Raw genomic sequence first — 15,640 nt, 5'->3', positions numbered from 1 at the left:
TCATACCATAATAGACCCTTTCAATACTCATAAAGATGATATTTAATTCTATGTTTTAACACAAAAAAGTATAGTTATTCAGAAATCTAATGTATATATTTTCGTTCTCAAAGATATATTACAAATATCGACTAAATAAAAGTCATTAATATCATACATGTCATTAAAAGCAAAGCCAAAAGTTAAAATAGCACAATAAGGCATATTTAAACGCTTTCCAGAAAAGAATAGAAAACAGCCATCAGTAATAATCAAACAAACAGATTTCATATAGTCCCAGACTGTCATCCCAATTAACATTGTTAATGCTATTTTTTAGAGCATTCTATTCTCGGATGCAAAGAACAAGTCTTTTGCATTTAAAAGAGCTGTTCCTTATCATCAAAAGACTTGCTTTAACAGTGTGTTAAAACAGCTCTTCTAATCGCCCAAAACAAATAGAGTAAACTAACTGATTTTTAATATAATAGAGTTTTAAAAAACTCTATATTCTAATAAATTCGCAAACAGGACATAAAAGAGATACTCGCCAATTTAACAACTAAGAAAGGTGCTTAATCTGATGTATTTATTCGCAATACATGCCTATTTACTGCTATCTCATAATTAAGTAGTCTTTTGCCAGACCAGCCCATCATAGCTCCCCTTCAATTTTTTAACTTGTAAATGGCAATAATCGGATTGTCATCTTCTCCCATTTCATCAAGAAGACGCATTAATTCGACTTTCTTCTCCGGGAATTTAACTTTGGCATCTTTTATCGTTGCCTTCAGTTTATCTACCTGAACTACATCAATAATCGAATAAACATGTCGATCATCAATATAGCGGAATCCGCCCATATTAACACCACCGTCTATGTCATTTGTTATCCCGGGAGTATATAGTGCAAACCAACCACCTATCTTATCAGAAGATTGGCTCCAACTCTTCACATCTCCCGTTTGCTTATTGAAGAAACTATACCACCACCTTTTTCCATAAACATAAGTAAGCAACAAAAAATCTTTGGTCTCTGCGATAGCCATAGTTTTCTCGCCTGCTTTGCCGACTTATTTGATACTCGGAAACAGGTAACTTATACCGTCCCAAATTTAAATGATAACGGGGAAAGATGGAGTCCAGACTTACTCCATAGATTGTATCGTTAATTACAGAATAAGCATTATAGGAATTATCATAAAACCAATGCCGTGGTCTATCAATCATCACAAACTGAGGACAATTCGTATAAAAACTCGATCCGAGATAAGGGCTTTGATTTGTCACAACAGTACCATCAGCTCCTACAATACAAACAGTAGAAACATATTGAGGAAAGAGTTGACCTTCCGGTATAAAACCAGGATAACAAACAATGTTATTATTCAAAAGATCAAAATCAGCAGATGCACTCATCAATGCCTCAAAATCTTTGGACGGAACTATCTTTTGAATAAATTGATTATCATGTACCCGATATACAAAAAAACCACTACGATAAGCAGCTTTTACATATACAAGACTATCCGTAGCTGAAAAACCAAGTATTGTATTTGTTTCTCCCGGCCCTTGTCCCAACTTTCCGAGTGAACGAATATAAGTTCCATCTCTACTAAACATTTTTATTAAAGAATTCTCTCCATCACTCTTTACAAAAAGGAAGTGAGGAGTTAATTGTATTTTAGAAATATAGCCTATCAGCGATTGATCGGTTGTTTCAGGTTTAATATATTCCACATCCTCCATAAACAGACTCATCGACAGCTCTTCACCACAGTCGGAAAGATGATCAGCTAAATTGATTTCACGAAAGGCCTCTACGTGGAACTGCGTATCACTGGCAACAGATGATTGATCATTGTTCTTCCTGCTCTGGCAAGCAATAAAGATACAAAACAGACCTAATATACAACTCAAAGACTTATGCATATCATTAATTCATATCGTTTATGAAAAATCACTAATCAACATCGTAATCTAATCCTTCAAAACATGAACGCCCCAAACAGTACATTCTGCATCTTTATAAAAGAAATTTCTTCCAAGGTGTAAAATCCTTATCTGTCAAGAATCGATTTTAGCCTTTCTTTATCATAATGGCCAAACCATATTCTCTAACTTTGCATTGATTTTACTTATTTATATTTACAGATCATCAATATATCATTGTCATCTATACTCAATCGGGATGCAATATCCTTCAGCTCCCCCTTCAACCCGCCCGCTTGATATTGCTCAATAAGCCTTTCCGCCCCAAACATACTTATACCATAATTTTCTCTATCAGCAGACTGAAGCATCATAGTCGGCACAGGCCTTTCTATATCGGAGGAATAATTAGAATCATACATTCTCCATTCCGCAATCTTGCCTGTATGCCTGTTTAACACAAGCTCAGGAGCATCCGCCATAGGAGACATGGGAGCAGAAGGATTATAATACATCGGAATTATTCTAAAATACAAGTATGAATCGGTGTATAATTCACAAGCGACAATGACCGGTGAATCTGACGCATATACCGAAGGAGTCTGCACGGCGATAGGAACCAGCTTGTGATGACGATAGCTGTAAATAGTATCCAAAGCATAGTCGGCAATCAAGAAAGCATCTCCATTTTTTATCAACGGGGTTATGAGAAAAAGGACCTGATCTCTATAAGCACCTCCGGGAAACTTGACGATCTCTGTATGCACCTTCTCACTGATAGGTTTATCCACAGCAATCCCGATGGAAGACATCTCTCCGCTCTGTTTATCGATCAGATAGTAAGGATGCGTATCCACCTTTTTCTTTTTGCGAAAGTCATAAAACCGATTATAACCTATCAGATAATCCTTATCATAATTATACAGATCGATAAATGTGCAATCCTTCATAGGCAAAGCATGGCTACGTTTATACCGTCCATCAAAAGAATAAATATATATCTTTTTCCTGAACGAATCATAGATGTATATTTCTTGCATGCCAAAATCGGCATCCCATGCGGTTATAGAACTGTACTCTTCAGCAGATCCTCCTCGCCGGTTAAAAGTCCACAAGTACCTCCCTTTTCTATTAAAGAAAAAGATATTGCCATTATCAACACCACTTGCGACAGTTATATAATCATCTGAAATCCGAAAAGCGGAACAATCCGACGCAAGCAGTGAATTTCGTGTCGTTTCTAAAGGAACATACTCTACATCGGCAACATCATGTATATTCACTTTCTCAACAGGATATTCACAAGTAACATCTATGACACACAAAGAGGAATCCATGTCATTAGAAACCTTTTCTTTAGTATGAGAGCAACTACATGAAATGAGAAGCAGAAGCCATAAATAGATTTTATCCATAAACCTAAATTTTACAAGTATTATTATACTTACTGATTACATCCAAAGAATCTCAGGTTACATACCGTTATACCAGATCTTTCGTCTAAAATATATTCCGTTTCAGTCTTTCAATTTATAGAAAGCAATAATCGGATTGTCATCCTCTCCCATTTCATCAAGAAGCTTCAATAATTCGGCCTGCTTCTCAGGGAACTTGACCTTAGCTTCAGCGATGTTGCGCCTCACCTGATCCAAATTGTCCGGTGTGATTGCGAAGTAAAGACAGTTTTCGCCTACATTATAGAAGTCTTTGAACGATTGAGAACCGTCAACATCATTCGTTATTCCCTGTGCATCAAGTATGTACCAATGGACAGCTTTAAAAGGAGTTTGCTCCCAAGAATCGATCTTCTCCGTTTTTTTATCGTATCGGCTGAACCACATCTTTTTATTAAACCAAAAGCTAAAAAGAAGACATTCTTTAGTTTCATAAACACTTTTCATTAGAACAAAATCTCCCCAACCATAATCACGAGTAGGATCATATCTTCCGGAAGGCAATTTATATTTTCCAAGAGAAAGATGGTAACGGGGAAAAATAGAATCGCAAGTAATGCCGTAGATCGTATCATTAATAAACGAATAAACGTTACTTCTTCCACGATAGAGCCAAGATGGATCAGAAGATAATTGTACTATTTCCTTATCACCAGAAGATAAGTAAGGGATTTGCTCCATCAATGTCTCCCCTTTTCCATTCGCAACACAAGCACTTATGAATGTCTTACTATTATCAGGCGAATAAACAGTACCGGGATAATAAACCAAACAATCTCCCACTACATCGATGGCCCTACTAAAAAAAACAGGCCATTTTAAAGGAATTTCCTTGACGAAGCTGTTATCCCGCATATCATAGACTGTCAGGCTACCATTACGGCTGAACGGATAAATAAATACCAAACTGTCACTGACTGTGAAAAAGTCAATATTAGCTATCTCTCCGGGGCCCTGACCTACACGACCGATTTTACGGATAAACTTTCCCGAAGTATCAAACATCATGACATGATTCTGATTTCTTGAATAAATAAAGACAAACTTCTCCGTCCGCTTTAGCTGCTTTATATCACCGACTAATATATTATTCTGCGTTTCCAGCTTCACATACTCTACATCTTTCACGATGTCACTCAGCAGTAAAGGCTTGCCACAATCTTTCAGGTTGTTAGCAAGATCAATGTCTTTAAAGGTTTCCTCAGCCGATAAAGCGTTATCATCCACCATATCTGGAGAAGAAGGCTTGCTGCCACAAGCAGCAAGAAAAAACAATACCAAAAACAATGCGATACAATCTAACTTCATAGGACGATAATTTATAGGTTACTAATAGTTGGATTTAAGTTTCCCAATCATAAGAATGTCATTATCATTTTCGTGTAAACTATTTCTTAGATTAGTGACTCGTTTACGTATTTCAGGCTTTAAATCAGTTTGGGCAAGAACTTTATCTAAAGCATCCATCAGTCCAAGAGGTTCGTAAGAGATACAGACATAACCGTTCTGCATTACCAAATAAGGATAAGATAAACCTAAAAGAGGATCAGTAAAGCGATCAATGCGCCGTACATTGCCATCTTTTTTCGAAACGCAAACATTAAATGTAGTCAGACGGACGGGAGAAGCACTTGAAGAAGTATTATTAGGATATAATGTAACACGTGCCCAATAGCTTTGGGGTATTTCATATAAAATAGTCGCAACTCTTCGATTTGCAGCAACAACATAATCTAATGTAAAACAAGGTATTATTATATTCCTTTTAGTATCATAATGATACAAGGTATCAGGACGAGTACGTAACCCCGGATCTTCAAATATTGAAAAAGAAATCGCATCCACATTCCGACATGCCACTAAGCCATTACTGTAATCTCCAATTAAACCGTAATGATTTACAGGAATCCGATGCACGATATCACCCTCCCTATTTTGCACCCAGCACACATTGTTACTAATTGCAAAATTGGAGTTCTCATTCTCAGAAAATGGCAAACCCACTACAGTTACATGCTTTTTATCATGGTCCATCCAAATACAAGGCTTATGTACTATTTCCTTGAAATGGATAGCTTCATCTGACAGATAATTCCCCTTCAGGTCATAAGTAAGTATTTTATTTGCTCTTCCTGCACCTAAGTAAATACGTTTTTGCTTTTCATCTATCATACAGGAATGTATCGTTTTGTACTCTCCAGGACCCTGTCCTATACCACCAATATCCGCCACGTATTGACCTTTACGCGTAAACAACTTAATAGGAGATATAGCGTCTGGATTCAGCAAGATATAATTATCTGTCACAAAGATCCCAAATGGATAAGTTTTAACAAGAGCCTCATCCCTATTCTCTAATTTAATGACTTCATATGACTCCACTAAATCACTCAAAGACATCACTGTCCCTTCTGCTTTCTCCACCATGTGCAAATCGACAGAACGGAAAGTAGAATCTTTTATTATATCCCCCTCTTTGGATACAGATGAAGAGCAGGAAGCAAACATTGCAACCGAAAAAAGAAAGAGAAGCGGATATAAAAGGTATCTTGTCTTCATATAAAAATAGATTTTGGCTGAAAGTAAAAAACTACTTTTCACAAAGCATACTACAAGATACGAATTATTCGTAGAATGTTATTCTATTAAGGATATGTTAAAAAGCATCTCCTTCAAAATTCTTCAGTCTTTCAATTTGTAAATGGCAATAATTGGATTATCATCCTCGTGGACATTTTGCACGATCTATCAATATCACATATACTTGAGAACCTTCAGTGGTTCGCCTGATAGCATTTAGAGATACAATCGAAATTTATAAATTACTTATAGTTATTGTTTCAGTTTTCCAATGATAAGAATGTCATTATCATTCTCGTGCAGACTATTTCGTAAATCGGTGGCCCGTTTACGTACGTCAGACTCCAAATCTGTTTGGGTAAGAACTTTATCTAAAGCATCCATCAGTTCAAGAGGATCATAAGAGATACAAATATATCCATTATTCATCATCAAAAAAAGATGAGATAAACCTAAAAGAGGATCAGTAAAGCGATCAATGCGCCGTACATTGCCATCTTTTTTCGAAACGCAAACATTAAAGGCTGGTAAACGAACAGAAGAAACACTTGAGGAAAGATTATTAGGATATAAAGTGACTTGCGCCCAATAACTCCTTGAAGTTTCATATAAAACAGTGCAAGCACTTTGATTTTCAGAAACAACATGATCTATTGTAAAGCATGGAGTTATTATATTCTTTACCGCATCATAGTGATACAAAGTATCAGGACGAGTACGCAACATGGGTACTTCAGAAATAGAAAAAGAAATCGCATCCACATTCCGACGTGCCACTAAAGCATTACTGTAATCTCCAATTAAACCGTAATGATTTACAGGAATCCGATGCACGATATCATCCTCCCTATTTTGCACCCAGCACACATTCTTACTAATTGCAAAGTTCGAGTTCACATTAGCAGAAAAGGGTAAAGTAACCACAACTACGTTTTTTTTATCATAGTCCACCCATATCTGAGACTTATGTACTATTTCCCCGAAACGAATAACCTCATCCGGCAGATAATTCCCCTTTAAATCATAGACAAGCACCTTGTCGGTTCTTCCCGGACCCAAATAAATACGGTTTTCTTTCTCATCCACCAACCATGAAAATAAATATAAATACTCTCCCGGACCTTGACCTACTCCGCCAATATCAGCCACATATCGTCCCTTGCGCGTAAATAGCTTAACAGGAGATACAACGTCAGCAGGTCGCAACAAGATATAATTATCCGTCACATATACACCATATGGATAGGTTTTAATAAGCGCCTCATCCCTATTGTCCAATCTAATGATTTCGTATGATTCCATTAAATCACCCAAAGACATCACTGTCCCTTTTGTCTTCTCTATTATACGCAAATCAACAGAACGAAAGGCGGAATCTTCTATTATATCCCTCTCTTTGGGTACAGATAAAGAGCAGGAAGCAAACATTGCAACCGAAAAAAGAAAGAGAAACGGATAAAAAAAATATCTTGCCTTCATATAAAATAGATTTTAGTTTAAAACAAAAACATACTGTTCTAAAAAGCATGCTGAAATATACGAACTATTCGTAGAGTGTTATTCTTTTAGGAACATGTTTATTAACACTATTAACAAGATTTTCAGGTGATGAATAGGGTGCGAACAGGTTCTTAACTTCCCGGATGTACGAAGTTAATATCCTCCCTGTACGAAGTTAACTTTAACATTGTGTTAAAGTTAACTTCGTACAGGGAGGATATTAATAGCATATTCTGCTGGTTATTAATCTATTAGGAAAGAGATGTAATAAACAGATAAAATCTGTCGATCGTGTGAGACAGAGTGGAGTCGACGTAATACTTACTCTGATAAGTACAGAAGAATGATGATCACCGGAAAAGTTTATCGATCTCTTCTTCTTTTATGGTAGTCAACACCACACGACCATCCGGCGTATAGTTGGGCGAAGGACAGGCAAACAGATTATCGACCAAACTGACCATCTCTTCATTACTCAGCACCTGCCCATAGACAATGGCAGCCGCGCGGGCAAGGGTCAACGCAAGGATATCCTGAATTTCTTCTTTGACATCGTTGCCTTTCTCCATAGCGGTATGCAACATGCTGCGCACCAAATCGACCGGATTCAGTCCGTCGATGCCTGAAGGTACTCCGTTAATGGCATAACTGCCTCCACCAAGATCGCTGAGATCGAAACCTACCGCAGATAAATCGTCCATAATGTCTTGCAATACGGCTGCCTCAGAAGCCGGAAGTTGCAGAATTTCGGGGAAGAGAACGCCTTGTGAGAATCCCTGCTTCTGCTGAATCTGGGCACGATAACGGTCAAAGAGCACCCGAACATGGGCCCGGTGCTGATCGATCAGCATCAATCCGGACTTTACAGAAGTAAGAATGAAACGTCCCTTGAACTGCAAGTGCTGGGTCCCCTTCTCCATTATGGCCGACTCACCGGCATAAAGAGTTGCAGGAGCGGCTGTAACAATACTTTCCTCTTCAATTACCGCAAATTCTTCCGGTTCGGGATCGGGTTCGGCGAAAGGCTGATTCATCTTACTGGCTTTCTCAAGACCACCGTACAAATCTTCCCAGTCCACTTTCGGACGGGAGTAATTGCCACCGCCGGAAGAGGGCACCGAAGGTTTGAATGGATTGAAATCGGAATTGAAATGCACCTTAGGCGGCGCAGGAGGCAAGTTCTGTTCAAATGCAGGGATATCAGGCATGTCTTCCGTATCGAAATCGATAGAAGGGACGGCATTGAACTTGCCCAACGACTCTTTTACCGAGGCAGAAAGAATCTGCCAGATAGCCTGTTCGTTCTCAAATTTGATCTCTGTTTTGGTAGGATGGATATTGACATCGATGTTGGCAGGATCGACTTCAAAATAGATGAAATAAGAAATCTGTTCGCCTGCGGGAATCAACTGTTCGTAAGCATCCATCACCGCTTTATGGAAGTAAGGATGACGCATGTAACGGCCATTCACAAAGAAATACTGATGGGCACCTTTCTTACGGGCTGTTTCGGGCTTGGCCACATAACCTGAAACCTTCACCATCGTAGTGTTCACTTCCACACTGAGCAATTGCTGATTGAGCTTCTTACCAAAAATAGAAAGAATACGTTGCCGCAAATGGCAGGCGGGAAGATTGAACAGTTCGGAGTCATTGCTATACAGTGAGAAAGCAACCTCAGGATGTACCAGGGCAATACGTTCAAATTCGGCCAGAATATTACTCAACTCGGTAGAGTTGGCCTTCAGGAACTTACGCCGGGCAGGAATATTGAAAAAAAGGTTCTTAATGGAAAAGTTGCTTCCTTTGGGACAAGACACTGCTTCCTGACTCTCCACTTTGGAGCCCGCAATGATAATCCTGGTCCCTAACTCTTCGGATTCGGGACGAGTCTTCAGCTCTACCTGAGCAACGGCGGCAATGGAAGCCAGCGCTTCACCACGAAAGCCCATCGTGCGAAGAGCAAACAGATCGGATGCCTCGCGGATCTTTGAGGTGGCATGCCGCTCGAAAGAGAGGCGTGCATCGGTTTCGGACATTCCCTTACCGTCATCAATCACCTGTATACAGGTCTTGCCTGCATCGGTAACCAATACATGAATATTTTGTGCCTCAGCATCGATGGCATTCTCGACTAACTCTTTGATGACAGATGCCGGACGTTGTATCACCTCTCCGGCAGCTATCTGGTTGGCAACCGAATCGGGTAATAAATGAATGATATCGCTCATAATAGATTTAGCTTTGACTGATTAATTTATAGGACTTAGAAAGACCAGCTACCGGTCTGCAAATAATGCCATAGAAAAATAAGCAGGGCAATGATAGCCAGAATGACACCCAAATGAGCAGGCTTACGCCCACTCTCCTTACGACGCTTCAGATGTGTGGTGCCTTCGATGAACTTTCCGCGAATATCTTCCGGAGAAAATTCTTTTTCGGGTAACATTCCCAAATCACGCTTGGCATCTTCTTCCATTTTCGTCAATTTTTCTTTCCGCTCGTCCACATAGATATATTGATGATTGAATCCACGCGGCTTTCGTACATTGAACATTCCCATAGCTATTTCATATTAATTATTTCACGTTTAGGACCACTGATGACCTTGCGCTCTGTTTTACGTAAAGCCTCACCTGCCTTTTTCCCTCTCCAGTTGAAAATGTCTTCCTTATTCAAGGGACGGACATAATCAAACCAACTGAAAGTGGGCAATTTCATTTTGTCGGGCGGAATCTGATCCATTGGATAAAGCACGCAATTAGACTGAGGACTCATAACCATTTTTTTCATTTTTCTATCTCTAAGAAACAAATTAAGCAAACTTGTTTCAGAGGTATTCATACCAATCATCGTACTGTCCTTTTCCTCGGGATAATAAATTAATAGTACATTCCCTATCACATCTATTTTGCGTGCCTCACCCTCGGCAAAGTAGGCTTTGATCTCTTTTCCTGAGATCTGATTAAAATGAATGGAGTCTTTCTGTTCCACCGTGAGCGCCTGATTGATGATATGAGCCCAATCAATCGTACTGTCGTTCATATATACCTTAACCTCTTCTCCCAGCAGTTGTTGCCCTTCGTTCCAAATAATAGGATCGCGATACATGGTAAGGCAAGAGTCTTTCGTATTAAAGACCAAAGAATCGCAAACGCCTTGCAGATCAGCGCTGTACATACGTACCTTATGAAAAGCGCGCATCTCACGGAAAAGGGAGTCGGTGTCGAGATTATAGCTATTCATCAGTAACGTATCGGCATGCATAAAGAGGCTGTCACCCCGTGAATAATCCACGGCAACAGCTCGCTTGGTGGCAAGAGCATTCTGCTTCAACTCGTCATAATAACAATAATCACCGGTAAGCATGTTCTTATTGACAGTGTCGTTCATCTGGACATTATCGAACGCCTCACCATAACCCGCTTTACGGTCATAGAAAAGGCTGTCACCGGTCAACTTCTTACCTTCATTGGTCAAAACCGAACGGTCGAGCAGTTCGGCTTGTCCGGAAACGGTATTGTAAATGCCCCGCTCGGAATAGATATGGTTCTGATCGCTGACAATATTGGAGGGTCCCAGAATGGTGGCAATCTTAGTATTCGTACTATACTTCAGGGTGTCGGAAGTAAGCACGAAACGGGGATTCACGAGCTTGACATCATGGTTGAAAACAGAAAGTTTAGTGGCAGGACTGTACTCACCCCAGTCGGAAGTCAACACATTTTCTTCATCCATCAACGTACCCCCATCAAAATAGTAACCCAAATTGTACAAACGGTCATAATTCAGGCTGTCTGTCAACAAGGTAGTATTCCGGTTGATCATTTTCACATTCTCACGCAGTTGCGCTATCTGAGTCATGCCGTCATAAAACAAATAGTCACCATAGATGAAAAGAGTATCTCCCTGCTCCATACGCACATTGCTGAATGCTTCGAATGAATTCGTTTTTTCGTAAATCAAGGCACTGTCACAATACATGTACATGCTGTCGTGACGCAACTTGACCGAGCCAATCAACACCTGTACATCAGGGCGGGCCAGTTTATCAGCTTGTCCCTGATCGGCATGGAGCAAGTCGACACGGGTCTTTTTATTTCCCGTTGGCTTTTCCGGTTCAGCCTTCTTCTCCTGTTGTGGCTTCTTGTCGTGCTGCGGTTTCTTGTCCTGGGCCACCAGAAAACATACGGCAAACAGGCATAGAATACCCGCTAAGAGAAATCTATGCCTGCCGTGGAATTTATGTTCTTTGTTTAATCTAAACATATCAAATCAGGATCAGTCTTTTTTAATCCAGCCCGGATATTTAAAGTCACAACGCTGCCATGCCGGATTAATACGCACATACGTATGTTTTTGTTTTTCAACAATCCATTTTTGCAACGCCTCTTCACGACGTTTGTCGAGCACAATCTCTTTCAGGTTCTGGTAGTCATCGGTGATAGTGGCCTTGTGTCCATTGATGCGTGCCTTCAGCTTAACAATAGCACAAACTTCCTTACCATCTTTGGGGTTGACCATAGTGAAGGCTTTGGAGATCTCACCGATATTCATCTTATCTACCACTTTAGCTATCTCCTGCGGCAAATCCTGCATCTCGAATTTAGCAGTCTGATTCATCGGATTCTGCATCAGACCGTGATTGTTGCGTGTGTCTTTATCCTGAGACAAAGCAGCGGCTGCCTGATCGAATGTAAACTTATCGCTACGAATATCGTTGGCAATGGAGTCAAGACGTGCATTGGCTTCATTCAACTCCTTATCCGATACTTTGGGCTTCAACAGGATATGACGGGTATTGATACGGTCGCCACGTTTCTCGATCAACTGGATGATATGGAAACCATACTCGGACTCTACGATCTTAGATATCTTCTTGGTGTCCTGCAAGTTGAAAGCGACATTAGCGTATTCGGGCACCATCTGACCTTTACCCATAAAACCGGTTTCACCACCTTTGATGGCAGAACCGCGGTCCTCGGAATACAACAGGGCAAGCGTAGAAAAATCACTTTCGCCTTTATTGATACGGTCGGTATATTCACGCAAGCGTCTTTTCACATCCTCTATTTCAGAGATGGGCACTTTAGGTTGCTGTGTGATGATCTGCACCTCTACCTGAGTAGGGACATAAGGGATACTGTCCTGAGGAAGATCCTTAAAGTAGCGGCGCACTTCGGCCGGAGTCACTTTGATATCACCTACCAGCTTCTGCTGCATTCTCTGTACAATCAATCCGTCACGGGCATTCTCGCGCATGGCTTCGCGGATCTGCGTAGAAGTCTTGTTAAACTCAGCTTCCATCCTTTCTCTGCTACCCAAAGCCTGAATATAGTTATTGATCTGATAATCGACACGCTGTATCACTTCCGATTCAGGAACTTCGATACTATCGAGCACAGCCTGGTGCATATAAAGTTTCTGTACCGCCAACTCTTCGGGAATCACACAATAAGGATCACCATCAAACTTACGCCCCTCATACAAAGCGGCCAGTCGTGCTTCTTCCACATCGGACTTCAGGATGGCTTCGTCACCAACGACCCAAACCACTTCGTCAATCACATTGTCCTGCGCATAGGATGCCACGTTAGCAACCAGTGCCAGGGCAAACATAACAACAAATTTAAAGTTCACAAACTTCTTCATTCTGTGTATTTAATAATTTATAATCTTCTTTCTTTTTACTGCACGTTCGTACAAGTCGTCCTTTACTTGTTTCATAAAATCAACCCGCTTGATATTGACAAGCATATCTTTAACTTTCGGTTGGGCAAACTCGTAAGGTTCCTGTTCGCCTGCCACACGAAAATCGCTGATATTCAGAAAATAGTAGAATGCCGTATCTTTCAGTTCGATATGACGGTTCTTATCCATATAGGCTTCCGGGGATTCCGCTTTCAACGGGATCATATCAAGTACATCGGCCACCCGCACCCATTTATCATAAAAATACTCATACTTCACAGCATTCTGCAAACTATACTTCTCCAAATGCTCAACGGCATCCTGAGTCTCCGTCTTATACCACTTACGGACATTTCCCAGTTGGGGAGCGGTAAGGGGAACCTTGATAAACAGACCTTTCATCAACGGACGGTCCAGTTTAAACAGTTCTTTGTTCTTTTCGTAATAGTCTGCTATTTCCTGTTCGGGGATCTCGCCCGACAATTTCTGGCTGATTAGTTCTTGTTGATAAGTATGCATGATCAATGCTTTCCGGTAATTTGCGACCAACTTATCGATTTCGCCGTTGTCAGGGATATTGCTTTGCGCCTGGTTAAACAACAAAACGTCTTCAACCCAGCTACGAATGTAGTGCTCGGCGAAAAGAAGACTGTCATCTTTCGACAAACCAGCGGGGAACACGGCCTGAAGGTCCTCTTTGTACAAAAAGTTTCCATCGACCTCTACCAAAGGAGTCTGTCCTTTGTGATCATGCTTGTCAGTACACGACACACAGAAAAGGAGAGAGATTAGCAGAAGGCCCGTTTTTCGCATTGTCAACTGAATTATACTTAATTTAAGGTACGAAGATAATACAATAATTCGTTGCTTCAGTGATTATTAACCGTTTTTAAAACCTCTTGGTTAATTTCAACCTTAGCGGAAGCCCTGAGACGCTCTGCCCAAAGTGCATCCAGATGATTCTGATAATCTTCGATCAAACGGGAAACAATCTCTTTGTAGGACTCCGGACCTTTCTTTTTCTCACCCAAAACAACGGTAAAAGGATAGGACTTTAATGGTTCGAAGTCTCCTTTTTTAAACACTAACTTATCGACAAAAACATTGTCACCTTCGGCAAAGGTCCCTTGTTCTATCCGGATGACAGCCGGTGAAGCAGAGGTATTAAATGTCAGGCGAATGGCATCTTTCCACTCTTCTTCCGGAAGTTTTTTCAGAAATTTACGGGCGCTCTTCAGCGTTTTCTTATGGGTTCCGTGCAACACCGCACCTCTGTAGCGGGGTGAATCCCAGTTGTAATCGGTCCGGTGCTCCTTGAAGAAGTTCTTCAGTGCAACAGAATCTGCCAGGCTGACCTGATGGGTTTCCCGGCGGGTAATAGCGGCCAGCAGCAAATGATCACGATGTTCTTGCAGTGTCCTGCGGAACTCAGGATGTTTCTGCTCAAGGCGACTGTTCTCATAATCGAGAATTGATTTTACCACAAAAGCATCCAACTGCCTCTTTGTCCCCATGGGATGGGCAGCGGCAAACCGCTCAAAGTCCTTCCCTGTAAAGTTTTTACCGTCCAGCGTAAAAAGAGTACGGGAGGTCTTGCCTTGAGAAAGCAACTCTTCCATCGCCGCTTTGTCCGGAGTATACCGATAGCTCTCCTTCAGTTTGTTTACCAGGATTTCGGTTCCTTTATCCGCACCCGGACGATGGGACAGTTTACGGATTAGTCTGTCCCGTATCTGTTCAAATGGAGGGAGTTCGCGTCTGCCCGTTACTTTGACGATATGAAGTCCTTTAGGAGTAAAAAACGGCTGGGAATATTCGCCATCCTTCAAAGAGAAAGCGACCTCCTCAAATTCCTGTGGTGTCTGCAACCAACTGATCCAGGATTCTGCCTTATCATCAGAATATTGGTCTACCAGAGTCTTGAAATCGGCATCGGGATTTGTCTTCAATACATTGTAAAGAGAATCCATTAAAGCCTGCGCCTCCCGCAAATGATGGGGCAGGGCCGTCTGGGGAAGATAACGGAAAATATGCATAACCCGGACCTCGCCGGCTATGGAGCGGCTCTTCATCTGATCGTAAAGCTTTCTGGCACAGGCTTCCTCTGCAGACGAATCTGTAAGATAGGATTTAGATAATGAACGATGGTAGTTGTCCATCTCCGCACGAAAGGCAGAGAGAGTATCCAACCCCGCTCTCTGTGCCGCGTGCAGTTTCAACTTCTTATCGACAAAGAGATCAACACAAACCTTCAAGGCTTCTTTCCCGGATACTCCCGAAGGCTTATTCCGATGATAGAAAGACTCAAACTCCGAGCGGGAAATGTCTTGTCCATTGATCCGCATCAACACAGGATCTTGCCGGGCATAGCCGGCAATAAACCCAAACAAACAGGTCAGTGCACCAACCAGAATCTTCTTCATACCATTCTACGTTGAGATATTCATATCGGAATAAAATAAATCGAGTTCACTACAAAGGACACGGATTAACACAGATTGATA

The 15,640-nt window shown here is 41.1% G+C and carries 12 protein-coding genes; all 12 read right to left on the bottom strand.

Annotated features, from left to right (window positions below; all coding sequences use genetic code 11):
• Positions 1-647: 647 nt before the first annotated feature.
• The gene (locus ISX59_RS21285) at positions 648-1,028 is read right to left on the bottom strand and encodes a hypothetical protein (RefSeq protein WP_233481210.1); all 381 of its coding nucleotides are present in this window, start codon (positions 1,026-1,028) and stop codon (positions 648-650) included.
• Positions 961-1,911: a 6-bladed beta-propeller gene (locus ISX59_RS17320; protein ID WP_233481211.1), complete on the bottom strand. Its 951-nt coding sequence runs from the start codon at positions 1,909-1,911 to the stop codon at positions 961-963. The genes ISX59_RS21285 and ISX59_RS17320 overlap by 68 nt, the downstream gene beginning before the upstream one ends.
• A 206-nt stretch (positions 1,912-2,117) precedes the next feature.
• Positions 2,118-3,326, bottom strand: coding sequence for a 6-bladed beta-propeller (locus ISX59_RS17315; protein WP_032541166.1), 1,209 nt, complete (start codon positions 3,324-3,326; stop codon positions 2,118-2,120).
• 102 nt (positions 3,327-3,428) lie between these two features.
• On the bottom strand, positions 3,429-4,673 hold the full coding sequence (locus ISX59_RS17310) for a 6-bladed beta-propeller (RefSeq protein WP_032541165.1): 1,245 nt from the start codon (positions 4,671-4,673) through the stop codon (positions 3,429-3,431).
• A 21-nt stretch (positions 4,674-4,694) separates the two neighbouring features.
• On the bottom strand, positions 4,695-5,924 hold the full coding sequence (locus ISX59_RS17305) for a 6-bladed beta-propeller (RefSeq protein ID WP_032541164.1): 1,230 nt from the start codon (positions 5,922-5,924) through the stop codon (positions 4,695-4,697).
• Positions 5,925-6,197: 273 nt separating this feature from the next.
• A complete protein-coding gene (locus tag ISX59_RS17300) occupies positions 6,198-7,424 on the bottom strand; it encodes a 6-bladed beta-propeller (RefSeq protein WP_032541163.1) in 1,227 nt (408 codons plus the stop codon).
• Between the two features lie 371 nt (positions 7,425-7,795).
• Positions 7,796-9,676 (bottom strand): DNA mismatch repair endonuclease MutL, encoded by a 1,881-nt coding sequence (gene mutL / locus ISX59_RS17295; protein WP_005782324.1) that lies wholly within the window; start codon positions 9,674-9,676, stop codon positions 7,796-7,798.
• 35 nt (positions 9,677-9,711) lie between these two features.
• Entirely contained in the window at positions 9,712-10,008 is a 297-nt protein-coding gene (locus ISX59_RS17290; protein WP_005782322.1) for a hypothetical protein, read from the bottom strand.
• 2 nt (positions 10,009-10,010) lie between these two features.
• Positions 10,011-11,714 (bottom strand): OstA-like protein, encoded by a 1,704-nt coding sequence (locus ISX59_RS17285; protein WP_032541162.1) that lies wholly within the window; start codon positions 11,712-11,714, stop codon positions 10,011-10,013.
• Positions 11,715-11,726: 12 nt separating this feature from the next.
• Positions 11,727-13,097, bottom strand: coding sequence for a peptidylprolyl isomerase (locus ISX59_RS17280; protein ID WP_005811273.1), 1,371 nt, complete (start codon positions 13,095-13,097; stop codon positions 11,727-11,729).
• Positions 13,098-13,106: 9 nt separating this feature from the next.
• Complete coding sequence (locus ISX59_RS17275) at positions 13,107-13,949, bottom strand: peptidylprolyl isomerase (protein WP_005811274.1); 843 nt, start codon at positions 13,947-13,949, stop codon at positions 13,107-13,109.
• Between the two features lie 56 nt (positions 13,950-14,005).
• Positions 14,006-15,559 (bottom strand): peptidylprolyl isomerase, encoded by a 1,554-nt coding sequence (locus ISX59_RS17270; protein WP_220576093.1) that lies wholly within the window; start codon positions 15,557-15,559, stop codon positions 14,006-14,008.
• Positions 15,560-15,640 lie beyond the last annotated feature (81 nt).

Source organism: Bacteroides sp. FSHCM14E1 (assembly GCF_019633785.1).
Classification (GTDB): Bacteria; Bacteroidota; Bacteroidia; order Bacteroidales; family Bacteroidaceae; genus Bacteroides; species Bacteroides hominis.
This window is presented reverse-complemented; position numbering and strand designations above follow the sequence as displayed.